This window comes from Qipengyuania sp. (genome assembly GCF_048550555.1).
In the GTDB taxonomy this organism is placed as follows: Bacteria; Pseudomonadota; Alphaproteobacteria; order Sphingomonadales; family Sphingomonadaceae; genus Qipengyuania.
In genome coordinates, this window is the sequence record NZ_JBLYYF010000007.1 from 1 (window position 1) to 25,163 (window position 25,163).

Annotated in this window: 26 protein-coding genes and 2 tRNA genes; 16 read left to right on the top strand and 12 right to left on the bottom strand. The window is 65.0% G+C overall.

Annotated elements, in window-relative coordinates:
* Nucleotides 1–20: 20 nt before the first annotated feature.
* The 6 genes from ACN4E0_RS00900 (at nt 21) to ACN4E0_RS00925 (ending at nt 4,044) form a co-directional block, all read left to right on the top strand.
* Nucleotides 21–96: transfer RNA gene (locus ACN4E0_RS00900), tRNA-Lys, on the top strand.
* Nucleotides 97–151: 55 nt separating this feature from the next.
* Nucleotides 152–1,264, top strand: coding sequence for an S-(hydroxymethyl)glutathione dehydrogenase/class III alcohol dehydrogenase (locus ACN4E0_RS00905; RefSeq protein ID WP_419564517.1), 1,113 nt, complete (start codon nt 152–154; stop codon nt 1,262–1,264).
* Nucleotides 1,264–1,989 (top strand): CoA transferase subunit A, encoded by a 726-nt coding sequence (locus ACN4E0_RS00910; RefSeq protein WP_419564519.1) that lies wholly within the window; start codon nt 1,264–1,266, stop codon nt 1,987–1,989. Before ACN4E0_RS00905 ends, ACN4E0_RS00910 begins: the two co-directional genes overlap by 1 nt.
* Complete coding sequence (locus tag ACN4E0_RS00915; protein ID WP_419564522.1) at nt 1,989–2,630, top strand: CoA transferase subunit B; 642 nt, start codon at nt 1,989–1,991, stop codon at nt 2,628–2,630. The genes ACN4E0_RS00910 and ACN4E0_RS00915 overlap by 1 nt, the downstream gene beginning before the upstream one ends.
* 2 nt (nt 2,631–2,632) lie before the next feature.
* A complete protein-coding gene (gene fghA, locus ACN4E0_RS00920) occupies nt 2,633–3,478 on the top strand; it encodes an S-formylglutathione hydrolase (protein WP_419564524.1) in 846 nt (281 codons plus the stop codon).
* 50 nt (nt 3,479–3,528) lie between these two features.
* On the top strand, nt 3,529–4,044 hold the full coding sequence (locus ACN4E0_RS00925; RefSeq protein ID WP_419564526.1) for a DUF421 domain-containing protein: 516 nt from the start codon (nt 3,529–3,531) through the stop codon (nt 4,042–4,044).
* On the opposite strand, the gene ACN4E0_RS00930 is transcribed toward ACN4E0_RS00925, so the two are convergent.
* Nucleotides 4,041–4,730 (bottom strand): queuosine precursor transporter, encoded by a 690-nt coding sequence (locus ACN4E0_RS00930; protein WP_419564528.1) that lies wholly within the window; start codon nt 4,728–4,730, stop codon nt 4,041–4,043. The two genes, ACN4E0_RS00925 and ACN4E0_RS00930, sit on opposite strands and share 4 nt — an antisense overlap.
* A gap of 125 nt (nt 4,731–4,855) precedes the next feature.
* On the opposite strand from ACN4E0_RS00930, the gene ACN4E0_RS00935 reads away from it, so the two are divergent.
* The 4 genes from ACN4E0_RS00935 (at nt 4,856) to ACN4E0_RS00950 (ending at nt 10,738) form a co-directional block, all read left to right on the top strand.
* Complete coding sequence (locus tag ACN4E0_RS00935; protein WP_419564530.1) at nt 4,856–6,202, top strand: NupC/NupG family nucleoside CNT transporter; 1,347 nt, start codon at nt 4,856–4,858, stop codon at nt 6,200–6,202.
* Nucleotides 6,203–6,216: 14 nt separating this feature from the next.
* Nucleotides 6,217–7,158: an isopenicillin N synthase family dioxygenase gene (locus tag ACN4E0_RS00940; RefSeq protein WP_419564532.1), complete on the top strand. Its 942-nt coding sequence runs from the start codon at nt 6,217–6,219 to the stop codon at nt 7,156–7,158.
* Between the two features lie 250 nt (nt 7,159–7,408).
* Nucleotides 7,409–9,883 carry a TonB-dependent receptor gene (locus ACN4E0_RS00945; RefSeq protein ID WP_419564534.1) on the top strand — a complete coding sequence of 825 codons (2,475 nt, stop codon included), beginning with the start codon at nt 7,409–7,411 and terminating at the stop codon, nt 9,881–9,883.
* 132 nt (nt 9,884–10,015) lie between these two features.
* Nucleotides 10,016–10,738, top strand: a complete 723-nt coding sequence (locus ACN4E0_RS00950) for an energy transducer TonB (protein WP_419564536.1) — start codon at nt 10,016–10,018, stop codon at nt 10,736–10,738.
* Nucleotides 10,739–10,758: 20 nt separating this feature from the next.
* Here the strand turns inward: ACN4E0_RS00950 and ACN4E0_RS00955 are convergent, their stop codons facing one another.
* The 7 genes from ACN4E0_RS00955 to ACN4E0_RS00985 form a co-directional block, all read right to left on the bottom strand.
* The gene (locus tag ACN4E0_RS00955) at nt 10,759–13,305 is read right to left on the bottom strand and encodes an HWE histidine kinase domain-containing protein (RefSeq protein WP_419564539.1); all 2,547 of its coding nucleotides are present in this window, start codon (nt 13,303–13,305) and stop codon (nt 10,759–10,761) included.
* Nucleotides 13,302–13,844 carry a biliverdin-producing heme oxygenase gene (locus ACN4E0_RS00960; protein ID WP_419564541.1) on the bottom strand — a complete coding sequence of 181 codons (543 nt, stop codon included), beginning with the start codon at nt 13,842–13,844 and terminating at the stop codon, nt 13,302–13,304. The genes ACN4E0_RS00955 and ACN4E0_RS00960 overlap by 4 nt, the downstream gene beginning before the upstream one ends.
* A 166-nt stretch (nt 13,845–14,010) precedes the next feature.
* Complete coding sequence (locus tag ACN4E0_RS00965; protein ID WP_419564544.1) at nt 14,011–14,313, bottom strand: polyhydroxyalkanoic acid system family protein; 303 nt, start codon at nt 14,311–14,313, stop codon at nt 14,011–14,013.
* Nucleotides 14,313–15,071, bottom strand: a complete 759-nt coding sequence (locus tag ACN4E0_RS00970; protein ID WP_419564546.1) for a hypothetical protein — start codon at nt 15,069–15,071, stop codon at nt 14,313–14,315. The genes ACN4E0_RS00965 and ACN4E0_RS00970 overlap by 1 nt, the downstream gene beginning before the upstream one ends.
* Before the next feature lie 10 nt (nt 15,072–15,081).
* Nucleotides 15,082–16,290: a toxic anion resistance protein gene (locus ACN4E0_RS00975; protein WP_419564549.1), complete on the bottom strand. Its 1,209-nt coding sequence runs from the start codon at nt 16,288–16,290 to the stop codon at nt 15,082–15,084.
* Between the two features lie 213 nt (nt 16,291–16,503).
* Nucleotides 16,504–16,887 carry a response regulator gene (locus tag ACN4E0_RS00980; protein WP_419564552.1) on the bottom strand — a complete coding sequence of 128 codons (384 nt, stop codon included), beginning with the start codon at nt 16,885–16,887 and terminating at the stop codon, nt 16,504–16,506.
* Between the two features lie 163 nt (nt 16,888–17,050).
* Nucleotides 17,051–18,784 (bottom strand): fatty acyl-AMP ligase, encoded by a 1,734-nt coding sequence (locus ACN4E0_RS00985; RefSeq protein WP_419564554.1) that lies wholly within the window; start codon nt 18,782–18,784, stop codon nt 17,051–17,053.
* A gap of 132 nt (nt 18,785–18,916) precedes the next feature.
* Between ACN4E0_RS00985 and ACN4E0_RS00990 the strand changes: the two genes are divergently transcribed.
* The 4 genes from ACN4E0_RS00990 to ACN4E0_RS01005 are packed head-to-tail and all read left to right on the top strand — an operon-like array spanning nt 18,917 to nt 20,982.
* Entirely contained in the window at nt 18,917–19,501 is a 585-nt protein-coding gene (locus ACN4E0_RS00990; RefSeq protein ID WP_419564556.1) for a regulatory protein RecX, read from the top strand.
* Nucleotides 19,468–19,998 (top strand): DUF192 domain-containing protein, encoded by a 531-nt coding sequence (locus ACN4E0_RS00995; protein WP_419564559.1) that lies wholly within the window; start codon nt 19,468–19,470, stop codon nt 19,996–19,998. Before ACN4E0_RS00990 ends, ACN4E0_RS00995 begins: the two co-directional genes overlap by 34 nt.
* Nucleotides 19,999–20,047: 49 nt before the next feature.
* Nucleotides 20,048–20,446 carry an NADH:ubiquinone oxidoreductase subunit NDUFA12 gene (locus ACN4E0_RS01000; protein ID WP_419564561.1) on the top strand — a complete coding sequence of 133 codons (399 nt, stop codon included), beginning with the start codon at nt 20,048–20,050 and terminating at the stop codon, nt 20,444–20,446.
* Nucleotides 20,447–20,448: 2 nt separating this feature from the next.
* The gene (locus ACN4E0_RS01005; protein WP_419564564.1) at nt 20,449–20,982 is read left to right on the top strand and encodes a DUF2155 domain-containing protein; all 534 of its coding nucleotides are present in this window, start codon (nt 20,449–20,451) and stop codon (nt 20,980–20,982) included.
* On the opposite strand, the gene aat is transcribed toward ACN4E0_RS01005, so the two are convergent.
* Nucleotides 20,886–21,569: a leucyl/phenylalanyl-tRNA--protein transferase gene (gene aat, locus ACN4E0_RS01010; RefSeq protein ID WP_419564567.1), complete on the bottom strand. Its 684-nt coding sequence runs from the start codon at nt 21,567–21,569 to the stop codon at nt 20,886–20,888. The genes ACN4E0_RS01005 and aat overlap by 97 nt on opposite strands.
* Nucleotides 21,570–21,654: 85 nt before the next feature.
* Here aat and ACN4E0_RS01015 point away from each other — a divergent pair.
* A tRNA-Trp gene (locus tag ACN4E0_RS01015) sits at nt 21,655–21,730 on the top strand.
* A gap of 54 nt (nt 21,731–21,784) precedes the next feature.
* Nucleotides 21,785–22,669 carry an LOG family protein gene (locus ACN4E0_RS01020; protein WP_419564569.1) on the top strand — a complete coding sequence of 295 codons (885 nt, stop codon included), beginning with the start codon at nt 21,785–21,787 and terminating at the stop codon, nt 22,667–22,669.
* Here ACN4E0_RS01020 and thiD read toward each other — a convergent pair.
* The 3 genes from thiD to glmM are packed head-to-tail and all read right to left on the bottom strand — an operon-like array spanning nt 22,666 to nt 25,048.
* Nucleotides 22,666–23,490 carry a bifunctional hydroxymethylpyrimidine kinase/phosphomethylpyrimidine kinase gene (gene thiD, locus ACN4E0_RS01025; RefSeq protein WP_419564571.1) on the bottom strand — a complete coding sequence of 275 codons (825 nt, stop codon included), beginning with the start codon at nt 23,488–23,490 and terminating at the stop codon, nt 22,666–22,668. The genes ACN4E0_RS01020 and thiD overlap by 4 nt on opposite strands.
* Complete coding sequence (locus ACN4E0_RS01030; RefSeq protein WP_419564572.1) at nt 23,487–23,711, bottom strand: DUF1272 domain-containing protein; 225 nt, start codon at nt 23,709–23,711, stop codon at nt 23,487–23,489. The genes thiD and ACN4E0_RS01030 overlap by 4 nt, the downstream gene beginning before the upstream one ends.
* Nucleotides 23,711–25,048 (bottom strand): phosphoglucosamine mutase, encoded by a 1,338-nt coding sequence (glmM, locus tag ACN4E0_RS01035; RefSeq protein ID WP_419564574.1) that lies wholly within the window; start codon nt 25,046–25,048, stop codon nt 23,711–23,713. The genes ACN4E0_RS01030 and glmM overlap by 1 nt, the downstream gene beginning before the upstream one ends.
* Nucleotides 25,049–25,163 lie beyond the last annotated feature (115 nt).

The following is a 25,163-nucleotide window of genomic DNA, read 5'->3' on the forward strand; positions in this document are numbered from 1 at the left end:
CTAGGTGGCACGCCGTGGTCGGGCCGTTAGCTCAGTCGGTAGAGCAACTGACTTTTAATCAGTAGGTCGCTGGTTCGAACCCAGCACGGCTCACCACTACCCTTTTCGCCCCGAGGCCGGTGCGCCGGCACCCACTTCCGGAGCAATGCCCATGAAGACCCGCGCCGCCGTCGCCTTCGCCCCGAAGCAGCCGCTCGAAATCGTCGAGCTCGACCTCGAAGGGCCCAGGGCGGGCGAAGTGCTGGTCGAGATCATGGCCACCGGCATCTGCCATACCGATGCCTATACGCTCGACGGGCTCGACAGCGAGGGCATCTTTCCCAGCGTGCTTGGCCACGAAGGCGCCGGGATCGTGCGCGAAGTGGGCGCGGGCGTCACGAGCGTGACACCGGGCGACCACGTGATCCCGCTCTACACGCCCGAATGCCGCCAGTGTAAATCCTGCCTCAGCGGCAAGACCAATCTCTGCACCGCCATCAGGGCGACACAGGGCAAGGGGCTGATGCCCGACGGGACCACGCGCTTTTCGTACAAGGGCGAGCCGATCTTCCATTACATGGGCTGTTCGACCTTCTCGAACTTTACCGTCCTGCCGGAAATCGCGGTCGCCAAGATCCGCGAGGACGCCCCCTTCCAAACGAGCTGCTACATCGGCTGCGGCGTCACCACCGGGGTCGGCGCGGTGACCAACACGGCCAAGGTGCAGGTCGGCGACAACGTCGTGGTCTTCGGCCTCGGCGGAATCGGCCTCAATGTCATCCAGGGCGCGCGGCTTTCCGGAGCCAACATGATCGTCGGGATCGACATCAACCCGGACCGCGAGGAATGGGGCCGCAAGTTCGGCATGACCCACTTCCTCAACACCAAGGGGATGAGCCGCGACGAGGTGGTCGCGAAGGTCGTCGAGATGACCGATGGCGGGGCGGATTACACCTTCGACTGCACCGGCAATACCGAGGTCATGCGTGCCGCATTGGAGGCCTGCCACCGCGGCTGGGGCACCAGCATCATCATCGGCGTGGCCGAAGCGGGCAAGGAAATCGCCACGCGCCCGTTCCAGCTGGTGACGGGCCGCAACTGGCGGGGCACCGCCTTCGGCGGGGCCAAGGGCCGGACCGACGTGCCCAAGATCGTCGACTGGTACATGGACGGGAAGATCGAGATCGATCCGATGATCACCCATGTTCTCAGCCTGGAAGAAATCAACAAGGGGTTCGACCTTATGCATGCAGGCGAAAGCATCCGTAGCGTGGTGGTGTTCTGATGGCGGGCAAGCTCTATCCCGATGCCGCCGCCGCACTCGAAGGCGTGCTGCGCGACGACCTGCTCATCGCCAGCGGCGGCTTCGGCCTCTGCGGCATTCCCGAGCGCCTGCTGACCGCGATCCGCGACAGCGGCGTGAAAGGCCTGACCTTCGCCAGCAACAATGCCGGGATCGACAATGAAGGCATCGGCATGCTGCTGCGCACCCAGCAGGTGAAGAAGATGATCTCCTCCTATGTCGGCGAGAACAAGGAATTCGAGCGCCAGTTCCTCTCGGGCGAGCTTGAGGTGGAATTCTGCCCGCAAGGCACGCTGGCCGAGCGCATGCGCGCCGGCGGCGCTGGCATTCCCGGCTTCTACACCAAGACCGGCGTCGGCACGCAGGTCGCCGAAGGCAAGGAGCACAAGGATTTCGTCAATCGCGATGGCGTGAGCGAGACATTCATCCTCGAACACGGCATCTTCGCCGACCTCGCCATCGTCAAGGCGTGGAAAGCCGACGAAACGGGCAATCTCGTCTTCCGCAAGACCGCGCGCAATTTCAACCTGCCGGCGGCGACCTGCGGCAAGGTCTGCGTGGTCGAGGTGGAAGAGATCGTGCCCACGGGCAGCCTCGATCCCGACTGCATCCACCTGCCGGGCGTCTACGTCCAGCGGATGATCGTTGGCGCGCCCTACGACAAGAAGATCGAATTCACGACGACCCGCGAAAGGGAGGCCGCATAATGGGCTGGGATCGCAACCAGATGGCCGCCCGCGCGGCCAAGGAACTTGAAGACGGCTATTACGTCAATCTCGGCATCGGCATCCCGACGCTGGTCGCCAACCACATTCCCGAAGGCATGCATGTCACGCTGCAGAGCGAGAACGGCATGCTCGGCATCGGGCCGTTCCCCTATCCCGACGAGGTCGATGCGGACCTGATCAACGCGGGCAAGCAGACCATCAGCGAACTGCCGCACAGCGCCTATTTCGACAGCGCGGCGAGCTTCGCCATGATCCGCGGCGGGCATATCGACCTGACCGTGCTGGGCGCGATGGAAGTCGCGCAGAACGGCGACATCGCCAACTGGATGATCCCAGGCAAGATGATCAAGGGCATGGGCGGCGCGATGGACCTCGTCGCCGGGGTCAAGAAGATCATCGTGGTGATGGAGCACACGGCCAAGGACGGCAGCCCCAAGTTCATTCCCGAATGCTCGCTTCCGCTGACGGGACAGAACGTGGTCGACATGATCGTCACCGATCTCGCGGTGTTTCACCGGCCCGACCACGACAGCCCGTTCCGCCTGATCGAGCTGGCACCTGGCGTGACGGCCGAGGAAGTCGCCGAAAAGACCACCGCGGCATACGAGGTCGCGCTCTGACCATGACCGGGGCGCTGGAGACACTCGAGGAGCACCGCAGCCACGGCGGGGTGCAGGGCGTCTATCGCCACGCCTCGGCCAGCACCGGCACCGATATGACCTTCTCGGTCTTCGTGCCCGAGCATGCGGGGGGCGCCCGCCTACCCGTGCTGTGGTACCTATCGGGTCTCACCTGCACCCATGCGAACGTCACCGAGAAAGGCGAGTACCGCGCCGCCTGTGCCGAGCATGGCGTGATCTTCGTCGCCCCCGACACCTCGCCGCGCGGCGAGGGCGTGCCCGACGACGAGGCCTATGATTTCGGGCAGGGGGCGGGATTCTACGTCGATGCGACGCAGGAGCCGTGGGCGCGGCATTTCCAGATGCGCCGCTATGTCGAGCAGGAACTGCCCGCGCTGCTCGCCGAGCATTTCCCCGTCGATATGGGCCGGCAGGGGATCACCGGCCATTCGATGGGCGGCCACGGCGCGCTTACCGTGGGGTTGCGCAACCCCGACCGCTTCCGCTCGGTCAGCGCCTTCTCGCCGATCGTCAGCCCGCTGAACTGCCCATGGGGTGAAAAGGCGCTGGGCGGCTATCTCGGCGCCGACCGCGAGGCCTGGCGCGAATACGACGCCTGTGCGCTGATCGAGGATGGCGCGCGGCTCGACGGGCTGCTCGTCGATCAGGGCACGGGCGACAATTTCCTCGAGGACCAGCTCAAGACCGAACTCCTGGCCGCAGCCTGCGAGAGGGCCGGGATCCCGGCCGAAATCCGCATGCAGCCGGGCTACGACCACTCCTACTACTTCATCTCGTCCTTCCTGGCCGAGCATGTCGGGTGGCATGCGAAGCGTCTGAAGCGCTAAGGCAGGCTCCTGCCCGGGACCAACGCACGGTGCTCGTGCGTTGGTGCACCATGTTCGTCGACAACACCTGGCTCGATATCGCCCTTCGCGGCGTGCTTCTGTCCGCCGCGGCGATCTTCTGGATCGTGCTGCTGATCCGCATCAACGGGCTTCGCTCGCTGTCGAAAATGACGAATTTCGATTTCGTCATGACCGTGGCGCTGGGCAGCCTCGTGGCCGGAGCGGCGCAGACGAGCGACTGGAAAGGCTTCGCGCAAGCCATGGTCGCCATGGCCGGGCTGTTCCTCGTCCAGTACACGGCGGCCCGCCTGCGCAAGTCGGTCGACGCGGCGGAGAGCGTCATGCAGAACGAGCCCGTCTTCCTGATGCGCGACGGCAAGTTTCTCGACGATGCGCTCGACAAGACCCGCGTTGCGAAAAGCGATCTGATCGCCAAGCTGCGCGAGGCCAATGCGCTCGACCTGTCGCGGGTGCGGGCGGTCGTGCTCGAGACCACCGGCGATGTCTCGGTGCTGCATGGCGAGGGTCTCGACGAGACCCTGATCGAGAATGTGAAGCGGCTCTAGCGCCTGTCGAGCCAGCGCGCGAAGGCCACGCCGCCGGTGATCAGGAACGGTACCAGCACCAGGCTCAGCGCGACCTTGGCGATGACCTGGCCGATCAGCAGATTGGTGATGTCGAACTGGCCGTAGAAGGCGAGCGTGATGAAGATCACCGAATCGATCGCCTGGCTCAGCGCCGAGGCCACCGCGCCGCGCGCCATCAGCGACAGCGTCGAGGCGCCCTCGGACGATCCGCGCAGCCGCGAGAAGATCCACACATTGAGCAGCAGCGAGACGATATAGGCGGCCGGCCCCGCCATCCAAATCCGCCAAAGAGTTGAGTGGACGCGCTCAAATGCGGCTAAATCCTCTAGGCGATCGGGATTAGAAAGCATCTCGGGTGACGCTGGAAGATGTAGGACGAGCTGCATGAGTGCCGACGCGATCAGGAGCGGGATGAACCCGAACCAGACGATTCGGTTGGCGATCTTCTCGCCGTAGAGCTGGGCGAGTGTGCTCGAGATCACCACCAGCAGCAGGAAGGCGAAAATGCCCGATTCGACCGCCAGTTCGGTCGGCCACAGCTGCACCTGCTTGTAGGCCAGCACGCCCGCCAGCACGGTCATCCCGCCATAGAGCAGCGTATAGACGAACAGGCCCAGCGGCATGGCTGCGGCGGCGAGCCGGGTCTCGTTGGCAGGTTCGGTCATGGATCGGTCTCGTACAATTCGGGGACGGCTGGGCCGTCGGCTTGCGGTGAAAATTGACTAATGGAGCGGCGCAAGCAAGACAGCGGCTGATTTCATCCGCAACTTGTATTCCCGAAGGGACCTTGATGTCGCCCATCCTGATCAACCTCGCCGGCGTACTGGCGATCCTGCTGATCGCCTTTCTCCTGTCGACAGGCAAGCGGCGGATCAAGCTGCGGGTGGTCGGCGCGGCCTTCGCGCTGCAGGCGCTGATGGCACTGCTGGTGCTGCGCACCCCCTGGGGCGTCGAGTTGATCCAGGCGCTGTCGAGCGGGGTGATCGCGCTGCTTGCCTATTCGAAGGTCGGCATCGAATCGGTCTTCGGGCCGATGGACGCCAACCCCTTCGCCAACACTTTCGTCATCGCCGCGCTGCCGGTGATCGTGTTCTTCGCGGCGATCGTCTCGATCCTCTATCACTGGGGCATCATGCAGCGGCTGGTGCGATGGGTCGGCGGGGCGATCGGCTGGATCACCGGCATCAGCAAGGTCGAGGCGCTGGGCAGCGCCGCCAACATCTTCGTCGGCCAGTCCGAAAGCCCGCTGGTGGTGCGCCCCTATCTCGCCGCGCTGACGCCGAGCCGGCTGTTCACGTTGATGGCGGTGGGCATGGCGGGCGTCGCGGGGACCATTCTCGCCGCCTATGCCAGCTTCATCGGTGAGGAAGCCGTCCCCTTCCTGCTGGCGGCGGCCTTCATGTCGGCGCCGGGCGGGATCCTGATGGCCAAGATCATCATGCCCGACGACGAGAGCCTGCTGGCCCGCGATGCCGCGGAAATGGCCGGGGTCGACCCGGAGGGCGAGATCGTACTGCCCACCTCGCGCATCAGTGCCGAAGGTCCCGCCGCGCTGACCGAGAGCGGCCGCCCGCACGAGGTCGAGGTCGCCGAGACCTTCGAGGAGGGCCACAAGCCCGCGAACGTTATCGAGGCCGCCGCGCAGGGCACGCAGACCGGCATCAGGCTGGCGGTTGCCGTCGGCGCGATGGTGATGGTCTTCGTTGCGCTGGTGGCGCTCGCCAACGGCATTCTCGGCGGCATCGGCGGCTGGTTCGGCTATCCCGAGGTCAGCTTCCAGCAATTGCTCGGCTTCGTCTTTGCCCCGGTGATGTATCTGATCGGCATTCCCTGGGAGCAGGCCGGTGCGGCGGGCGGGCTGTTCGGCACCAAGATCGTGCTCAACGAATTCGTCGCCTTCATCGATCTCGGCGCGATGGATGCGAGCACGCTGTCCGACCGCAGCCGCGCGATCATCACCTTCGCGCTGTGCGGTTTCGCCAATTTCAGCTCGATCGCCATCCAGATGGCGGTCACCGGCGGACTTGCTCCAAATCAAAGACCTGTGATCGCCAAGCTGGGTATCCGCGCGCTCGCCGCCGGCAGCCTCGCCAATCTCATGAGCGCGGCGCTGGCGGGCCTCTTCCTCCCGTATTAAAGGGCGCACCCATTATGACCGATTCGAACACCGATATCGCGGTTGTGTCGCTGGCACAGCCGCTCGACAGCATTGCCGACGAGCTCGGCCGCAGCTTCGAGGAATACGGCTTCGCCGTCATCCGCGATCACGGCATCCCTCAGGACCTGATCGACCGCGCCGAAACGCTGGCGAAGGCGTTCTTCGCGCTGCCCGACGACATCAAGAAAGCCTATCACATCCCCGGCGGCGGCGGAGCGCGCGGCTACACGCCCTTCGGGACCGAGAAGGCCAAGGACGCCAAGGTCCACGATCTCAAGGAATTCTGGCACGTCGGGCGCGAGCTCCCCGAAGGCCACCCCCTCGCCGAATATATGGCCGACAATGTCTGGCCGAGCGAAGTCGAAGGCTTCCGCGAAACCTTTTCCGAACTCTATTCGGCATTCGAGACCGCCGGTGGCCGCGTGCTCGAAGGGATCGCGCTCCACCTCGGCCTCGATCGCGACTTCTTCGCGCCCACGGTGGAAGACGGCAATTCGGTCATGCGCCTGCTGCGCTACCCGCCGCTCGAGGGCCAGGAGGCGGAAGGCGCGATTCGCGCAGCCGCGCATGGCGACATCAACACCATCACCCTGCTGCTCGGCGCGGAAGAGGCGGGGCTCGAACTGCTGACCGCGCAGGGCGAGTGGAAAGCCGTGGCGCCGCCCGCAGGGGCGCTGGTAGTCAATATCGGCGACATGCTCGACCGCCTGACCAACCACCGGCTCAAATCGACCCAGCATCGCGTGGTCAATCCGCGCGGCGAGGCGGCCTACCGGGCGCGCTATTCGATGCCCTTCTTCCTGCACTTCCGGCCCGACTACGTGATCGAGACGCTGCCATCGTGCATCGATCCCGAACGCCCCGAGGATCATCCCGCGCCGATCAGCAGCCACGATTTCCTGATGCAGCGGCTGCGCGAGATCAACCTGGCCTGACGATCGCCGGGGTCGAATGATCGGGTTTCCAGCGCGAGACCCGATTTTTCCGACTAGTTGCTATTTTGCAACGCATTTTTTCTCTTAAAAATCAGTGACTTTCTGATTTGCGCTGCATGTGCGTCTCGCGCCTGCAACATACGTCTTGATCTTGTCACAAAAAGATAGCTTTGGCGCAACGTCCTCCCGCCAGAGGGAGCGGGCTTTCCAGTTCCAGCCAACCTTTAACGAGACCGAAGGGATCATCTCGATGAAGTTCAAATATCTCCTGGCCGCATCGGTGGTCAGCACCGCCAGCGCCATGGTTGCCGCCCCTGCCGCCGCCCAGTCGACCGGCTCGGTCGACTTTGAAGAAGGCAACGTCATCATCGTTTCGGGCGCGCGCGCCAGCGATGTCGGCGGCGTCGACCTGCCCGATTCGCCCAAGGCGAAGCAGGTCTTGACCGAAGAAATCATCCGCGCCCAGCGGCCTGGCCAGACGGTCAACGATATCGTCAATCTCGTCCCCGGCGTGAACTTCCAGAACAACGACCCGTGGGGTTCGTCGGGTGGCTCGTTCACCATTCGCGGCTTCAGCTCGGACCGCATCTCGCAGACCGTCGACGGCGTTCCGCTGAACGACTCGGGCAACTATGCGCTCTATACCAACCAGCAGCAGGACCCCGAAACGCTGGCCTCGGTCAACGTGAACCTGGGTTCGACCGACGTCGACAGCCCGACCGCGTCGGCATCCGGCGGCACCATCAACATCCGCACCCGCGAGCCGAGCGACGAAGCGGGCATTACGGCAACGATGACCTTCGGGGACGTCTTCGCCAGCGGTAACAGCGCCACCGATCGCGACCGCATCTACATGCGCGGCTTCGCCATGCTCGACACCGGCGACCTGACCGGCATGGGCACCAAGGCGTTCGTCTCGGCCAGCTTCACCCGCTACAACAACCCGTTCAACAACTACGGCACGAACGAGAAGCAGCAGTACAACGCGCGCATCTGGCAGGACATCGGCGACAACGGCGACTTCATTGCCATCGCAGGTCACTACAACCAGAACCGCAATAACTTCTTCGGCTCCTTCCGTCTGCCTGACTTCCCGACCACCAAGGCCGATCGCTTCTATTCGATCAACTGGCCCTGCACCGTCGACCAGGCCCAGGCCGGTGTAGCCGATACGCCGAACAGCTGCGGCACCGAATTCGACCGTCGCTTCAACCCGTCGAACACCGGTAACATCCGCGGCACCTCGCGCTTCACGCTGACCGACGGCCTGACCCTGACGGTCGAGCCGAGCTATCAGTACGTGAAGGCCAATGGCGGCGGCACCACCACGGGCTACGAATATTCGCGTAGCGTCGGCGGCGAGCCGTTCTTCGGTTACATCAGCGGCCGTCCCTATGCAGGCGTCGACCTCAACGGTGACGGCGATCTGCTCGATCAGGTCACCGTCTTGGCGCCCAGCCAGACCCGCACGCATCGCTTCGCGGTGATTTCGAACATCGCCTACGAGATCAACGAGGACCACAGCGTTCGCCTCGCCTACACCTGGGAACGTGCCAACCACCGTCAGACCGGCCAGGTTGGACTGCTCGACAATCTCGGTGAGCCGTTCGACGTGTTCCCGGTCAATGACGGGATCGTCGATGTCAACGGCAATGTGCTGCAGAAGCGCGACCGCCAGTCCTATGCCACGCTGAACCAGATCTCGGGTCAGTACCTCGGCCACTTCGGCGGCCTCACCGTCGACATCGGTGTGCGCGCACCGTTCTTCAAGCGTGACCTCGACCAGCGGTGTTTCACCACTTCGTCGAACGGTTTCGTCGATTGCGTGTACGGCGCCGATGTGGCTCGCTATGCGGCTGCCAACCCGACTGCCGCAGCGCCGCAGGAACGCACCTACAAGTACGACAAGCTGCTGCCGAACGTCGGCTTCACCTACGACTTTGGCGATGCGTCGCTGTTCACCAACTACTCGAAGGGCCTTCAGGTCCCGGGTACCGACAACCTGTACAACTCGATCTACTTCCCGCTTTCGGAAACGAGCGTGCAGCCGGTTCCGGAAACCACCGACTCGTTCGACCTTGGTGGTCGCCTGCGCACCGGCACGGTGCAGATGCAGCTGACCGGTTGGTACACCCGCTACAACAACCGTCTTGCCTCGGCGTACGATCCGGTTACCGAACGGTCGATCTACCGTAACCTCGGTCGCGTCGACAAGTACGGCATCGATGGTTCGGTTTCGTGGCAGCCGACCCCGAACATCGTGTTCTACGTGTTCGGCTCGTTGCTGAAGTCGGAGATCAAGGACGACGTGCAGGCCGGTGTGGATGGCGCAGGCAATCCCACCTTCTTCGTGACCGGCGGTAAGCGTGAGTCGGGCGCTCCGACGCATTCCTTCGGTGCTCGCGCGCAGTACACCACCGACGCGTTCCAGTTCGGCATCCAGGCCAAGCGTACCGGCAAGCGTTACATCAACGACGAAAACCTCGAGCTGGCCTCCTATGGCTCGGCAACGGTCTCGGGCTACACGCTGGTTGATCTCGATGCTCGCTGGAACATCGGTGAAACCCCTTGGGGTAATCAGGCGGCGATCCAGCTGAACATCACCAACCTGTTCGACGAACTCTACGTTGGCGGGTTCGGTGGCAGCCTCGATGCGGGTAGCTCGCCGTTCGTCCAGATCGGCGCGCCGCGTGCGGCGAGCCTGTCGTTCATTCTCGGCTACTAAGCGATAACCGGTGCGGGGCCGCGTGCCCCGCGCGCAAACTCCAGGGCGGTCCTCCTCGCGGAGGGCCGCCCTTTTTCATTCTCGCCCCCCGACCGCTCGGAACAGGGCGGCGGGCATTCCCGTTGATCCTGAATGGATCAGCAGGGTACTCGCTACAGCCAGACGAAACCGCGGCCCAATCCATGGGTGATCGCGCTGATCGTCCTGATCCACATTGCCCTGTTCTACATTCTCGTCCGGGCACTCGCGCCGAGTGCGGTGGCAAATGTCCAACGCACGGTGGTGTCGGCCTTCACCGTCACCGTCTCCGCCCCCGAGGAAGAACCCGAGCCGACCGCTCCCGAACCGGAGGGCGCGCAGGGCGATCCGGGACGCGAGGCAGTCCCCGATGCGGTGACCGCGCCCGAACCCAAGCGCCAGCTGCGCGAGGATCCCCCCGCGCCGCGCGCCTCATCGACCGGTACCGCGAACAGCGCCGGGGCCACCGACCATGGTCAGGGCACTGGCCGCTCGGGGCAGGGAGAAGGTACCGGGAGCGGCGAAGGTGGGGGCGGCCAGGGCGGCGGGGCGGCGACCAAGCCGGTGCTCGTGCAGGCGATCACGGATGCGAGCGCCTTTCCCGTGCCGCCGGGTGGACGGCAGGCGCGGATCGGCAAATCGGTCATCGTCAAGCTGTCGGTCTCGGCCGCAGGGCGGGTGACGGGGTGCAGCGTCTATCGGCCCAGCCCCTTTCCGGAAACCGATGCCGTGGTGTGCCGGTTGGCTTACGAGCAGATCCGCTTCGAGCCTGCGCGCGATGCCCGCGGCGCGCCCGTTGCGGCGACCTTCTATTACCAGCAGCGCTTCTTCAACTGATCGCGCCTTGCCGGCGCCGCCTAGTCCGGGGCATGGCTCGCCAGGACCTGCTCGAGTTCGTCCTTGCCATAGGGCTTGGTGAGCAGGCCGCTCGCTCCCAGTTTCTCGAGCCGGTCGGCCATCTCGCCATAGCCCGTCGCGAGCCAGAAGGGCACGCCCATCTCGCGCAGCTTTTCGGCTACCGGCTCGCTGTTTTCCTTGCCCAGATTGTAGTCGAGAATCGCCAGCGCAGGGCGCGCTTTCGACAATGCATCAAGCGCCGTCGCGACCGAGCTTTCGGTACGTACCGTCTCGACCCCCAGCTCCCTGAGACAGTCTTCGGCGTCGAGCGCGATGATCATGCTGTCTTCGACCAGCAGGACACTCGCGGGCGGGTTTTCCAAGCGCGTCTCCATTCGTTTCCTGGGCGCGGGGAAACCGTCGTCTCCGCGTGCGCCCCATTCGACATAGCGTCCCGGAATGCAGAAGCGCGCGACGACACCTTCCAGGCGGTAGTCGATCTCGGCCGAGCCACCCAAGTCGTAGGGGATCGATCGCTCGATGATGGTGCTGCCGAACCCGCGGCGTTGGGGCGGCTTGACGGGTGGCCCGCCGGTCTCGCACCAGTCGAGGCAGAAATTGCCTTCCGGGTTCTGGCTGACTTCGACCGCAAGCTTCCCCGCCTGATCGCTGAGCGACCCGTACTTCGCCGAGTTGGTGATCATCTCGTGGATGACGAGCGAAAGGACGGTATAGGCTTCGGGCGCGATCATCGCCTCCGGGCCGGAGAGGTGGAGCCGGTCCTTCTTGCCCGCGAGATAGGCGTTGGCTTCGGTCTCGAGCAGTTCGGAGAACGGCGCGGGCGACCAGTTGCCCCGCGTGATGTTGTCATGGGCCGAGGCGAGTGACGAGATGCGCCCGCCGACGATGTCGACAAAGCTCTCGATATCGCGCGCGTCGCCCTTGGATTGGCTTATCAACCCGCGGATCAGGTTGAGGATGTTGCGCACGCGATGATTGAGTTCGGCGATCAGCAATTCCTGCTGGCGCTGTGCTTTGCTGCGCTCGGTCACTGCCTCGTCGGTCAGGCGCAGGATGATCTCGAGCAGGGTGACGCGCAGGCTCTCGGCGATGTCGATTTCGGCGGCGGACCATTTCTCCGCCCGGCCCTCGACCGTTTCCTGCCACGCTTCGAAGCTCTTGCGCGGGGTCAGGCGGTCCCCGTTGGGGCCGGTTTCGACCGGCTTCTCGGGATTGCCGGCCCAGGTCACCGTGCGCACCAGCGGCTTGCGCCAGAGGATGAGATAATCCCGCGGGGTGCGCGACACCGGAATGATCAGTGCGCCAGCTGCGCGATCGGAAAAGCGTCCCGCCAGGGGCAGGTGGTCGGAGATGGATTCGCTCGCCAGAATCCTGCTCGTCGCACCTCCCTTGAGATTGGGAATGATCGCCCGGAATTCCTCCTCGTTGGGCGCCGCCCCGCGAGCATCGTAGACGCCGTCGACGAAGATGCTCGCCCCGTCGTGCGGTATCACCTGCTGGATGACCGGTTCGATCGTCGGCAGGCTGTTCGGCAGCGGGGCACCCCCGGCGATGTCGCGCATCAGCCTGGTATGGATCTCGCGTGCGCGTTCCTTCCGCTCCGACGCCTCGCGGCCGATGGTCCGGTCGAGCAGGAGCGAGAAGTAGTCGGAGAACAGCTCGGCTGCCGTGCGGCTCGAATAGGGCAGCAGCTTGGGTCCGTAATGGTGGCAGGCGAAGAGCCCCCAGAGCTTCCCCCCGACGATGATCGAGATCGACAGCGAGGCGCCCACGCCCATGTTCTTGAGATATTCGATATGGATCGGCGAGACCGCCCGCAGCGAGCTCATGCTGAGGTCGAGCGGTTCGCCGTCCAGCGACATTTCGGGCTCGATCGGCACCGGCTCGGCCTCGACGTCGGCGATGATGCGGAACCGGTTGCGGACGTAAAGCGCGCGGGCCTGGTGGGGAATGTCCGTCTTGGGATATCGCAGGCCGTAGAACTTCTCGAGGTCCTCGCGCGCCGCCTCGGCGATGACCTCGCCCGACAGGTCGTCGTGGAAGCGATAGACCATCACGCGGTCGATCTCGAGCGCATGCCGCAGTTGTCGCGCCGCTTGCGCAACCAGCTGCTGCACATCCGTGTGCCTCTCGAGCCGGGCCATGATCGGCCGCAGATTGCCGAGCTGGCGGTTGAGGTCGCCCGCAGCGTGGCGTTCGACCTCGATGATCGTGTTCTGGCCCGAGGTATGCAGCGCGCAATCGAACAGTTCGTCGGTGCCGAACAACTGCATGCCGAACAACCGCTCGACCTGGTCGTCGATGCCGAGGGCGGCAGCGGAACTGCGAAGCTCCGACAGGGCTACCGGCGAGAAGAACCCCTCGAGCGCGTCGCCGAGCTCGAGAGTGCGACCCTCGCCGAGTATCGCCTCGAGGTTGGTCGAGCGATGCGAAACGAACCAGTCGGAGTTGACCGCGATCAGCGCGCCGAAATCCTGGATCCGGCCCAGCTGATGAATCGGTTCGCGATCGCAATTGGTGAGGTTGACGTCCTGCGGTTGCATCATGCCGCCTCGAGGGCGAGGCTCTCTGCAGCCACCGCGTTGAAATGGGCGAAAGCGGCGATTGCGCCGCCGAGCAGCGATGACCGCTCATTCTCGGTGGCGGGGCGCTCCAGTACCGGAAGCATATTGCGCCAATAGTCTCCCATCCGCGGGTCGGAAAGAAACGCCACCGGCCGCGGCGTCGGCTGCTTCGTCATGCGTGCGAGGACGGCCCGATTGCCAAGCGCCGAGCCAGCCAGAACCCAGCACACGCCGAGGGTCCGCGCACCGTCCGGGGGCGTAAAATCGGGCGTGGCCGAGGGAAGCGGGTGGCCAAGCTCGGCCAGATCGCGCGCAATCAGCCCGGTCTGCGGTGGGGGGCATGCGGCGGAGCAATGCTGTTCCAGCCAGCGTTCGATACCCTTCCGGGCGCGATACTGAATGGCGAGAAAGGCGGCGTAATTGCCGGTACCGTCGGCCACCAGCGCGCCAAGCCGCTCGTCGAGCCTTGCATGCACGCCAGCAGTTTCGCTCTTGAGATATTTACGGATGGTGCGACCCATCCCACCTGCTGCCGGCATTTGATCGGCCTCGCTTTCCCTACCGTCCGCCTCGCAAGGCCTGAACGCTCGCCGGTCAGCCCGACCGACGACGTACTTCCCTACCCAGCGTCCCGAGCGCGATTTCGTTCCTGAGACAGGAAATTCTTCCCGGAGGGTGCGGGCCGGATTATTTCTTGGCGATCAGCTTCTGGCCCTGCTGACGGATCGCGCTGGCGACCATGGGCTCGACGAAGGAGAGGGCCGGCGGCAGGTTGACCTCGAACACGACCTGCCCGTCCTCGACAAGCACGCAGCCGTCCACGCCCTGGCCCATGGCCCTGACCGAGAGATCCATGCGGTCCTCGTTCGGCCAATGGGTGGTCACGTCGGCCAGCCCTCCCGGAACGAACTGGCCGATCTCGTGGCTGTGCTCGCGAAGGCGCCGACGCACCTCTTCCTTTTCGAGATCGTGGGGAATGGGAACGCGCATCAGCTCTTGTGCTCCAGTTGCGGACTGGTCTCGGCGCCGCTGCCGAATTTATAGTCGAGATAGCGATGCTTGATCGCGAGATCGTCGAGCGAGCCTTCGGCGAGTTGGCGCGTGATCGAATCGATCTCGCCGCTGATCTTGTCGAGGCTGTCGGTGAGTTGCCGGTCGGGGGTCGAGCCGGCGCGCTCTTCCGTGCGCAGATGCGCCGGGATGCGCCGATAGCTGTCGATCATCTCGGGCAGCTGCTCGCCCACCAGGCTGCGCACCTCGCGCGCCTTGGGGTGGTTCTGATCCAGCCCTTCCAGTTGAAGGCCCAGCGCGTCGAGCTGGACGCCCATGTCGTCGACGATTCTGGCGGCAGGGGCCGGCAGCGCGGGGCGCTGCGCCTCGAGCCACAGCTCGGTCCGGCTGACCAGCTGCTGGACATTGCCCTTGTTGATGTCGGCGCGCTTGGGGGTTCGCATCTTCGGATAATTTCCGAGCACGCCGACCGCCACCACGCTGGCCACGACCAGCGCCATGATCCCGACGAAGCCGATTCCGTCGACGATGAGGCCGAGCACGCCCATGCCGACCCACAGTGCGAACAGCGCGATCGCCACGTTGCGGACCTTCTTCATCAGATGATCGCGCTTCACCTTGGCAGAGCCTGCGCCGATCGAGGGCGCGCGGCGATGACGACCGCCTTCACGGTTGTCGCGCACCAGCGCCCTGCTCTCGGCGAGGATGCGGTCGCTGTCTCGGGTGAGGTCGTTCACGCGGTTACCCTCAGCCCTCGATGCTCAGCAGGCTCGATTCGGAAACCTGCTTCTGCGCCTGTGACTGGCCCTCTGCGCGAGCGATATAGCCCTTCGACTTTTCGACCTCGTTGCTGAGCAGCGTGACCGTCTGTTTCATGCTGTCGAGCGCGCGCAGCTTGAAACTGTCGACCTCGTCCATCGTGTCGTAGATGTTCTGGAAGGCGCGCTGCAGCGTTTCGAGCGGGATGGTCGAAGCCGCGGCCTGCTCGTGGATCTTGCCCGTCTGGTCGCGCAGCAGCGTGCTGGTCGAATCGATGATCCCCGCCGTGGTTTCGTTCAGTGCGGTGATCTGGCCCAGCACGAGCCGCTGGTTGGTCATCGCCTCCGCAACGGTCACCGCAGTGCGCAGCGCGCCCACGGTGGTGGTGCTGGCGCGGTCGACACCCTTCACCAGTTCGACATTGTTCTTCTTGACCAGGTCGAGCGCGAGATAGCCCTGTACGCTCACCGCCATCTGGGTCAGCAGGTCCTGCGTCCGCTGGCGGACATAGAACAGCGCGGTCTCGCGCACCGCCTTGGCCTTGGCCGGGTCGGTCGCGTCGAGCTCTGCGGCCTTGTCCTCGAGCTTGGCGTCGAGCGTGTTGGAGATATGGATCATCTGCTCCAGATTGCCCATCGCCTCCCACAGCTTCTGCCGCTCCACGTCGATCGCGGCATTGTCCATGATCAGCTCGTCCTTGCCGCTGGCGAGGTTGTTGAGGATCGACTGGATGTGCGTCTGCGCGCTCTGGTAGCTGCGGAAATAGTTGGTCAGCTTGTTGCCGAAGGGGATGATGCCGAGGAATTTGCGCGTGCCCGACAGCTTGCCGCGCTTGCCCGGGTCGAGGTCCTCGACCACGCGGCGCAGCTCGGCCAGATTGGCGCCGACGCCTTCGTCCTTGTCCATCGCGCGCACCGGGCGGTCGAGGAAACGGTTCGACATGCCCGCCGCGGCCATGATTTCCTTGCGTCCCATATTGGTCAGCTGGTCGACCTTCTTGCCGAATTCGGGCGAATTCGCATCCTCGGCAATGAGATCGGCCACGAAACCGTCGACCTTGGTTTCGAGCTTGCTCTTCACCTCGTCCGACACGGGCACCAGACCCGCGGCCTTCTCGGGCTTCACCTCGGGCACCGGATCGGGCGGGGTGAGATCGAGGGCGGTCTCGGTTGCGGTCTGCGTTTTCGTTTCGCTCATGGGTGGCTGTCTCTCCAGGCGGCTCTGATCCTGTATTAGGGTTGCAATACACGATCTTCAAGCACGGTGTCGTCCTATCGCTCGATCATGCCGCCTGGACCGGGGGCGGGGCAAGGCAATTATCGGCCCTCGCGAGCCGCGCCCTCCGGACTTCGGTAGTTGTGATAACAGCTTGAGGCTCTCGAGCCCGATGCCGATCCGAATTCGCCGGGGCTATCCCGCGTCCTTCGGGCTCGCTGCGAACCCCATCAAGGCATCGATGATGTCGCTGGGCTTGGCCGGCTTGTAGATGCAGGGGCGCGAACGGAAGCTTTCCGGCATCAGGTCCGCACTGCACTGGGCGCTGACGAAAGCATAGGGCACCGCGTGGCGATCGAGCGCCTCGGCGATCGGCCAGACATACTCGCCGCCCAGATCGATATCGAGCAGCGCGGCGTCGAGGTGGTTCTCGGTGACCAGGCGCATGCCCGACGCGAGATCGAGCGCGGGCCCCACCGGCTCGGCGCCGGTGTCCTCGATCAGATCGCTGATATCATATGCAATGATCGGATTGTCTTCGACAATCAGGACACGCTTGCCGGGGAGGGGGTGCGACATCTCGGAATTTACGTTTCAGCCTGCGTAGCGACCCGCACGACTTTTCGTGAAATTCCCGACACGCCTTCGGGTTCCGGGAAAATCGACGAACCTGACTAGCATCTGCGGCGACTGTTGCAATGTCCGCTGCACCGGCCCTGGGGCTGACGCCTCGCGATTGCGATCAGGCGGCGAGGTCCAGCGGCTGGATTTCGCCGGCGAGGTAGAGCTTCTTGGCCTTGGCGCGGCTGAGCTTGCCCGAGCTGGTACGCGGCAGCGTGCGCGGCGGGACCAGTTCGACCACGCAGCTCATGCCGGTGACGCCGCGGACCTTGTCGGCGATCTGGTCGCGCAGCCGGATCCGCTCCTCGGGGTCGGAGACGCGGCAGTGGACGAGCACCGCCGGGGCTTCCTCTCCGCTCTCGGTATCGATCGAAAAGGCCGCGATGTCGCCATGGTTGAATCCTGGCAATTGCTCGACCGCCCATTCGATGTCCTGCGGCCACAGGTTCTTCCCATTGATGATGATCATGTCCTTGGCCCGGCCGACGATGAACAGATAGCCGTCGGCCATGTAGCCCATGTCGCCGGTATCGAGCCAACCATCGACGAGGCAGTCGTCGGTGGCTTCCTGATTGCGGAAATAGGAATGCATCACGCTCTTGCCGCGGCACCAGACCTTGCCGATCTGGTGGTCGCCCTTGAGCGCGCTGTTTTCGCCGCGGATCTCGACCTCCATGCCCGGGATCGGCTTGCCGCAATTGACGATGGCGCGATAGCGCGCGGGCTTCGACAGATCGCGCGGGCGGCCCGACAGGCGCTCCTCCTCGACCAGCTCGACGCGGATCCCTTCGCCCGGAGGCATGACGGTCACCGCCAGCGTCGCTTCGGCGAGGCCGTAGCTGGGATTGAAGCTACTCGCCTGGAAGCCGGCATCGGCGAAGGCGTTGACGAAATTCTGCATCACGTCGGGCCGGATCATGTCGGCGCCATTGCCCGCCACGCGCCAGCGCGACAGGTCGAAGCGTTCGGCGACATGGCTCTGGCTGGAAATTCGGCGCGCGCAGATGTCGTAGCCGAAGGTCGGCGAATAGCTGAGCGTGGTGCCCTGGTTGCGGCTGATGAGGTCGAGCCAGGCAAGCGGACGGCGCGCGAAATGCTCGGTCTTGAGATAGTCGACCGAGACCTGGTTCGCGATCAGCGAGAGGAAGCAGCCGACCAGCCCCATGTCGTGATACCACGGCAGCCAGCTGATCACGCGGTCGTTCATGCCGATGTTCATCGATTCGGCATGGCCGCGCAAATTGTGCAGCAGCGCCTCGTGCGTCACCGCCACCCCGGTCGGGAAGCGCGTGGACCCACTCGAATATTGCAGATAGCAGATGTCGTCGGGCCGGGCTTCGGGAAGGTCGCAGTCGGGGGCGGGGCGCTCGGCGAACTCGGCCCAGCTTTCGCCGCCGCAGCCCTGCCGGTCGGCAGCGGCCTTGGCCATCTCGGCGATCTCGCCCGGGTAGATGAGGATCTTCGGATCCGAGCTCTGCAGCTGGACCGAAAGCTGGTCGATATAGCTTTCCTTGCCGCCGAAAGTGGTCGGCAGCGGCAGCGGAACGGGCCAGGCGCCCATCAAGGTGCAACCGCAGAAAAGCGCGGCAAATTCGGGACTTGTATCGGCGACCAGCGCAACGCGGTCTTCCTTTTCGATGCCCATCGCGACAAGCCGACGAGCCGCGTCGAGCGCGTCCTCACGCATTTGCGCATAGGGATAGACGCGTTCGAGCATCCCGCGCATATCGTGGAAGTTGAGCCCCTTGGCGCTGCGCGCAGCGTAGTCGATGGCTTCGTTGAAGGTCGCGAAGTCCGAGCGGCGACGCGGTAGGTCGCAATCGTTCGGCGTCGGCATCAGTGCGGCGTCGGTCATAATGTTCGGCGATACCCGTGAATAGCTGGGGCCCTGCGGCCTCCCTCATTGCTCGATATGTCGCGCGAACCGTAAGGTCGCGCGTTCTCCCGCGTTTCCCATTCTTAAAGGACTGTGGCAGGAATATGGCCCATGGATGATGAACGTGCAACATCCGGGCGCATTCGTCGCCGCGCAAAACCGCTCGACCGCACGCGACTCGAGGAACTGGCGCTGGCTTACGTCGCGCGTTTCGCGACCAGCACGGGCAAGTTGAGGACCTATCTGGAGCGCAAATTGCGCGAACGCGGTTACGTTGAGGGGGAAGAGGCGGATGTCGAGGGGCTGGTCGCGAGATACGCCGAGAAGGGCTATATCGACGACGAGGCCTATGGCCGGGCGCGCGCGTCCGAACTGACGGCGCGGGGCTACGGCGCGCGGCGGGTGGAGCAGACCCTCCGCGCCGCCGGGATCGGGGAGGGCCTGCGCCACGATCTCGAACCGGGGGAGGGGGCGAAGCGCCGGGCGGTGCTGGTGCTCGCGCGCAGGCGCCGCTTCGGCCCCTTCGGACAGGCGCTGGGCGGGGCGCCCGAGGAGGTGCGCAAGCTCAGGGAAAAGCGGCTTGCCGCCATGGTCCGGGCGGGCCATGAGTTCGGCCACGCCAGGCGCGTGATCGAAGCGCGCACTATCGAGGAGCTCGAAGAATGGGTCGCAGAAGCACCGGACGGATCGCCCTGAAAGGCATCGGCGTACTCGCCGGACTGGCGGCATTGCTCGCCTGTTCTCCGCAAACGCAGGCCGAGTCGCCGGCCGGGCAATCGGTGAAAGCCGCCGAAACCGCCGCTCCGGACGTGCACCCTGTCTCCGGACTGGAGATCATTCCCCTGACCGTGACCAGCGGCACAGAGAAGATCGGCTTCCGCGTCGAAGTGGCCGAGACCCGCGAAGCGCAGGCGCGCGGCCTCATGTTCCGCACCGAGCTGGGCGATTTCGAGGGGATGATCTTCCCTTATGACGGCACCACCGCGCAGAGCTTCTGGATGCGCAACACGCCGCTGCCGCTCGACATCATCTTCATCGGGCCGGACAACACGATCAGCAATATCGCCGCGATGGCGGAGCCCTATTCGCTCGATCCGGTCTATTCGGTGGGGAATGTGCTCGGCGTGCTCGAATTGCGCGGCGGCCGGGCCGAGGAACTGGGCATCGAGCCGGGCGACCGCGTCGAATGGTAAGTGTCGAACAGTCTTGGCCCGCGCGTGCGAATCCGCTAACCGCGCGGCCATGAGCTTCCTCGGCAAGATTTTCACCTGGTGGGACGGTGCCACGATCGGCACGCTCCTGTGGTCGTCGCGCAATGGCGAGCACGTCGGCACCGACGCGCAGGGCAACAAGTACTACCGCTCGAAGAAGAAGACCGGCGACGGTCGCGAGCGGCGCTGGGTGATCTACGAAGGTGCGAACGACGCCAGCCGCGTGCCGAGCGAATGGCATGGCTGGCTGCACGGCGCTTTCGACGACATTCCCGAAAGCCACCTTCCGCCCGCGCGCATCTGGGAGGCCGACTATACGCCCAATGCCACCGGCACGGCTGGCGCCTATCGCCCCGCCGGTGCGCTCGAGCGCGGTGGCCGACGCGCCAGTGCGACGGGCGATTACGAAGCCTGGTCGCCCGAGGCGTGACGATGCGCGGGGCGCTCGCCCTCCTCGTCCCTTTGACGCTGCTCGCGGCCTGCGAGAAGGAGGCCGAAGAGCCTGCCGATGCGGTGGCCACCGCGATTCCGGAAGACCTGCAGCAATCGGCATTGCCCGCCCAGCCTGCCGCCGAAGCGGGGATAGGCACGCCGATGGCCGAGCGGGTTGCGACGCTGGGGCTGCTGAACAAGCGCAACAACGTCAGCCAGGATCTCGAGCTCAAACCGGGCGAGCAGCAGCGCGTCGGCGACGTGATCGTCCGCCTCCAGGCCTGCGAGCGCACCGCGCCCTGGGAAATGCCCAAAGAAACCGGTGCTTTCGTGCAGTTGCTGGTCAAGGAGCGCGGGGCCGAGGACACGTTCCGCAAGGTTTTTTCGGGCTGGCTGTTCAAGAACTCGCCCAGCCTCAACGTGGTCGAACACCCGATCTACGACGTCTGGGTCAAGGACTGTGCGATGGCCTTCCCGGGGGATGAGGACGCGCCGAATCGCGCCACCGATTCGGGTAGTGACGCCGCAGGATAGCCGCCGGCAGCGTTGAGCAGCTCCATGTAGCGGGCCTGCGGAATCGCCACCGCGCCCATCCGCGCCAGATGATCGGTCATGAACTGGCAGTCGAGCAGCGCATATCCTGCGCTGCGCATTGCGGCGACGAGCCAGGCGAGCGCGATCTTGCTCGCATCGGTGGTGCGGCTGAACATGCTCTCGCCGCAGAACACCCGGTCGAAGGCGACGCCGTAGAGGCCGCCGACCAGCTCGCTGCCCTGCCAGCACTCGATCGAGTGCGCGTGACCGGCCTGATGAAGCCCCAGGTAGCTTGCCTCGATGCGGTCGCTGATCCAGCTCTCGGCGTGTTCCTCGCGCGGGGCTGCGCATTCGGCGATCACGCCTGCGAAGTCGGCGTCGCAGGTGACGCGGAACCGGTCTTGCCGCAGCACTTTCCTGAGGCTCTTCGAGAGACGGAAGCCGCCGAGCGGGATAATCGCGCGTTCGCGCGGCTCGACCCAATAGACCTCGGGATCGCCGCGATGGTCGGCCATGGGGAAGACGCCGCCGCGATAGGCGCGGAGCAGCAGGTCGACCGGAATGCGGGTGGTTGCGGGGGCATGCATCGGTGACGGGATATATCACCGGATCGGGTGGAGCGATATGCGCCTTGCCAAGCGCGGAAGGCCATACTAATGCGCGCCCTCCTGCAGGGGTGTAGCTCAGCTGGTAGAGCATCGGTCTCCAAAACCGAGGGCCACGGGTTCGAATCCTGTCACCCCTGCCATTTCCTTTTCCGTGGGCGCTTGTGCGCCGCCCGTGCCGGCCCTATCGGGCGGGCATGACCGACAAGAAAAGCGAACGCGACCTTTCGGATCGCAAGTTCTACCCGGCCGACCAAGAGGCCCAGTTCGAAAAATCGCTGAAGAACCAGACCCCGCAGACCGCGCATCCGGCCTACAAGCTGGCCTATCAGGACACCGATTTCCTGCTGCGCGACGAATTGCGGCCGGTGCGTTTCCAGCTCGAACTGCTCAAGCCCGAAATGCTGCTCGACGAGGCCGGCGTGGGCTCGACGCTGGTCGTCTATGGCTCGGCGCGCATTCCCCCGCCCGAGTCCGCCGAGACTGCGCTCGAAGGCGCCAGGGACCTGCCGGAGGACGAGCGCCGCGTGGTCGAGAACCTCGTCAAGAAGAGCAAGTATTACACCGAAGCCTACAAGCTCGCGCGGATCGCGAGCGACAAATCGATCATCGAGGACGGCAAGCGCCAGTTCGTCGTCTGCTCGGGTGGCGGCCCGTCGATCATGGAGGCGGCCAACAAGGGGGCCAGCGATTCGGGAGCCGAAAGCATCGGGCTCAATATCATTCTGCCGCACGAGCAGGCCCCGAACCAGTATGTGACACCCTATCTGTCGCTTAACTTCCACTATTTCGCGCTGCGCAAGATGCACTTCCTCTTGCGCGCGCGCGCGGTGGCTGTGTTCCCGGGCGGTTTCGGGACCTTCGACGAATTCTTCGAACTGCTGACGCTGATCCAGACGGGCAAGATGAAGCCCATGCCGATCCTGCTGTTCGGCAAGGAGTTCTGGACGCGGGTAATCGACTTCGACGCCCTGGCCGACGAAGGCACGATCTCGAGGAAGGATCTTGAGCTCTTCCGCTGGTGCGAGACCGCGGAGGAGGCCTGGGAGCACATCAGCGCCTTCTACAAGCTCGAACGCTAGGTTTCTTCGGCGGGCTCCAGCCGCCGCACCGCCTGGTGCCCGAGCGGTCCCGAGCCTTCGCCGAAGCCTGGGGCGTTCTCGATCGCCGCGAAGGTGAAGGCGCGCGCGATGCGGATCGCATGCGTCATCGGCTGGCGATGACCGAGCAGCGTGGCCAGTGCCGCGGACAGCGTGCAGCCGGTGCCGTGGGTGTGCGGCGTGGCGATCCGCGCATGGGCGAAACTGCCGAGCCGCCCGCCGGGTGAAGCCACGCGGTCGACGACCTGCGTTTCGTCGCCCGCATGCCCCCCTTTCGCGAGCACCTGCACACCGTGACGCTCGGCCAGCTCTTGTGCCGCCGCGAAGACGTCCTCGTCTGCGAGACTCTCCCGTCCGGTGAGGGCTTCGAGCTCGGGCAGGTTGGGTGTGACGATGGTGGCGACCCGCATCAGCGCGGCGAATCCTGCCACGGTGTCCGGATCCGCGAGCACCGAGCCGCTGGTGGCGACCATCACGGGATCGAACACGATGGGGCCGGCGAAAGTGTCGAGCCTCTCCGCCAGCATTTGCGCGGTCCTGCTCGACCCGAGCATGCCGATCTTGATCGCATCGGCGCCGATGTCCGACAGGCAGCTGTCGACCTGGTCGATCACGAATTGCGGGCTGAGCGCTTCCACCGCCTGGACTCCGCGCGTGTTCTGGGCGGTGACGGCGGTAATCGCGGTCATGGCATAGCCGCCGAGCATGGTGATGGTCTTGATGTCCGCCTGGATACCCGCGCCGCCCGAGCTGTCCGAGCCGGCGATCGAAAGGATGCGCGGCGGGGCGAAGGTGTCGCTCACCCCTCGAATTTCCGCGTGGCGCTCGGCGGGAATTTTTCCTGCAGCTTCTTGCTCCGCGTCGGGCGGTCCATCAGCTCGCCGCCGCAATTGGGGCAGCTGTCGTCGAGACGCTCGGCGCAGCTCGCGCAGAAGGTGCATTCGAAGCTGCAGATGAAGGCTCCCGGCGCCTCGGCCGGCAGGTCGGTTCCACAACGTTCGCAGTCGGGGCGCATTTCGAGCATCAGGCGGCTTCCATTACCGCGTCGCAGATCCGGTCGACCAGGGCCTCGACCTGCGCCGCGTCGTCGCCCTCTGCCATCACGCGGATGACCGGTTCGGTGCCCGACGGGCGGATGACCAACCGTCCCTTGCCTTCGAGCTCCCTCCCTGCCTCGGCGATCACCTGCTTTACGCTGTCCGCCTCGAGTGGCGCGCCGCCCGCATAGCGCACGTTCTTGAGCAGCTGCGGCACCCGGTCGAAGACGTGAAGCAGCTCGCTAGCGGGGCGGTCGGAGCGGACGAGGCTGGCGAGCACGCGCAGCGCCGCGACGGTGCCGTCGCCCGTGGTCCCGTGATCGAGCAGGATCATGTGGCCCGATTGCTCGCCGCCGACATTGAAGCCGCCTTCCTTCATCCGTTCGAGGACATAGCGGTCGCCGACCTTGGCGCGTTCGAGCGTCAGCCCGCGGCCGGAGAGATAGCGTTCGAGCCCGAGATTGGACATCACCGTGGCGACCACGCCCCCGCCGGTCAGCAGGCCCTGCTCGTGCAGGCGTGAGGCGATGAGGGCCATGATCTGGTCGCCATCGACCGTCTCGCCCTTCTCGTCGATGACGATCAGCCGGTCGGCATCGCCGTCGAGCGCGATGCCGATGTCGGCGCCTTCGGCAACCACGCGCGCCTTGATCGCGTCGAGCGCGGTCGAGCCGACCTCGCGGTTGATATTGGTTCCGTCGGGAGTGACGCCCATGGCGATCACCTCGGCGCCCAGTTCCCAGATCGCGCTGGGTGCCACCTGGTAGGCGGCGCCATTGGCGCAATCGAGCACCACCTTGAGCCCGTCGAAGCGAATATCCGAAGCGACCGACTGCTTGACCGCATGGAGATAGCGGCCTCGGGCATCGTCGATACGGCGGGCACGGCCGATCCGGTCGGATTCGACCAGCAGCGGCTCCTGCTCGAGCAGCCGCTCGATCGCCAGCTCCGCCTCGTCGGACAGCTTGAAACCGTCGGGACCGAACAGCTTGATGCCATTGTCTTCGAACGGGTTGTGGCTGGCCGAGATCATCACCCCCAGATCGGCGCGCATCTCGCGCGTGAGCATGGCGATCGCCGGCGTGGGCAGGGGTCCGGTCATGATCACGTCCATGCCCACACTGGTGAAACCGGCCACCAGCGCGCTTTCCATCATGTATCCCGACAGGCGCGTATCCTTGCCGATCACCACCCGGTGGCGATGCCCACCGCGCAGGAAATGCGTGCCGGCCGCCTGCCCCACGCGCATCGCCATGCCGGCGGTCATGACCCCCTCATTGGTGCGGCCGCGAATGCCGTCGGTACCGAAGAATTTGCGAGCCATTGACGGGACTCTCCTTTGTGCTCGCCCCCCATGGCGCGGTTGGGCGACGAATAAAAGTCCGTCGGGCCCCTTTTCGCTTACAATATCGCCGCTATGTGCAACCTCGCGTCACGCG

Bases quoted from the DNA above. Each gene is read 5' to 3' on its own strand.
- ACN4E0_RS00930 (WP_419564528.1), bottom strand. From the start codon at position 4,730: ATGACCGAACCTGCCAACGAGACCCGGCTCGCCGCCGCAGCCATGCCG.
- ACN4E0_RS00980 (WP_419564552.1), bottom strand. From the start codon at position 16,887: ATGTCGCACCCCCTCCCCGGCAAGCGTGTCCTGATTGTCGAAGACAAT.
- ACN4E0_RS00935 (WP_419564530.1), top strand. From the start codon at position 4,856: ATGTCGCCCATCCTGATCAACCTCGCCGGCGTACTGGCGATCCTGCTG.
- ACN4E0_RS00945 (WP_419564534.1), top strand. From the start codon at position 7,409: ATGAAGTTCAAATATCTCCTGGCCGCATCGGTGGTCAGCACCGCCAGC.
- aat (WP_419564567.1), bottom strand. From the start codon at position 21,569: ATGCATGCCCCCGCAACCACCCGCATTCCGGTCGACCTGCTGCTCCGC.
- ACN4E0_RS00955 (WP_419564539.1), bottom strand. From the start codon at position 13,305: ATGATGCAACCGCAGGACGTCAACCTCACCAATTGCGATCGCGAACCG.
- ACN4E0_RS00965 (WP_419564544.1), bottom strand. From the start codon at position 14,313: ATGCGCGTTCCCATTCCCCACGATCTCGAAAAGGAAGAGGTGCGTCGG.
- ACN4E0_RS00990 (WP_419564556.1), top strand. From the start codon at position 18,917: ATGGATGATGAACGTGCAACATCCGGGCGCATTCGTCGCCGCGCAAAA.
- ACN4E0_RS00975 (WP_419564549.1), bottom strand. From the start codon at position 16,290: ATGAGCGAAACGAAAACGCAGACCGCAACCGAGACCGCCCTCGATCTC.
- ACN4E0_RS00915 (WP_419564522.1), top strand. From the start codon at position 1,989: ATGGGCTGGGATCGCAACCAGATGGCCGCCCGCGCGGCCAAGGAACTT.
- ACN4E0_RS00950 (WP_419564536.1), top strand. From the start codon at position 10,016: ATGGATCAGCAGGGTACTCGCTACAGCCAGACGAAACCGCGGCCCAAT.
- ACN4E0_RS01030 (WP_419564572.1), bottom strand. From the start codon at position 23,711: ATGCTCGAAATGCGCCCCGACTGCGAACGTTGTGGAACCGACCTGCCG.
- ACN4E0_RS01000 (WP_419564561.1), top strand. From the start codon at position 20,048: ATGAGCTTCCTCGGCAAGATTTTCACCTGGTGGGACGGTGCCACGATC.
- ACN4E0_RS00940 (WP_419564532.1), top strand. From the start codon at position 6,217: ATGACCGATTCGAACACCGATATCGCGGTTGTGTCGCTGGCACAGCCG.
- ACN4E0_RS00985 (WP_419564554.1), bottom strand. From the start codon at position 18,784: ATGACCGACGCCGCACTGATGCCGACGCCGAACGATTGCGACCTACCG.
- glmM (WP_419564574.1), bottom strand. From the start codon at position 25,048: ATGGCTCGCAAATTCTTCGGTACCGACGGCATTCGCGGCCGCACCAAT.
- ACN4E0_RS00905 (WP_419564517.1), top strand. From the start codon at position 152: ATGAAGACCCGCGCCGCCGTCGCCTTCGCCCCGAAGCAGCCGCTCGAA.
- ACN4E0_RS00910 (WP_419564519.1), top strand. From the start codon at position 1,264: ATGGCGGGCAAGCTCTATCCCGATGCCGCCGCCGCACTCGAAGGCGTG.
- fghA (WP_419564524.1), top strand. From the start codon at position 2,633: ATGACCGGGGCGCTGGAGACACTCGAGGAGCACCGCAGCCACGGCGGG.
- ACN4E0_RS00925 (WP_419564526.1), top strand. From the start codon at position 3,529: ATGTTCGTCGACAACACCTGGCTCGATATCGCCCTTCGCGGCGTGCTT.
- ACN4E0_RS00960 (WP_419564541.1), bottom strand. From the start codon at position 13,844: ATGGGTCGCACCATCCGTAAATATCTCAAGAGCGAAACTGCTGGCGTG.
- ACN4E0_RS01005 (WP_419564564.1), top strand. From the start codon at position 20,449: ATGCGCGGGGCGCTCGCCCTCCTCGTCCCTTTGACGCTGCTCGCGGCC.
- ACN4E0_RS00995 (WP_419564559.1), top strand. From the start codon at position 19,468: ATGGGTCGCAGAAGCACCGGACGGATCGCCCTGAAAGGCATCGGCGTA.
- ACN4E0_RS01020 (WP_419564569.1), top strand. From the start codon at position 21,785: ATGACCGACAAGAAAAGCGAACGCGACCTTTCGGATCGCAAGTTCTAC.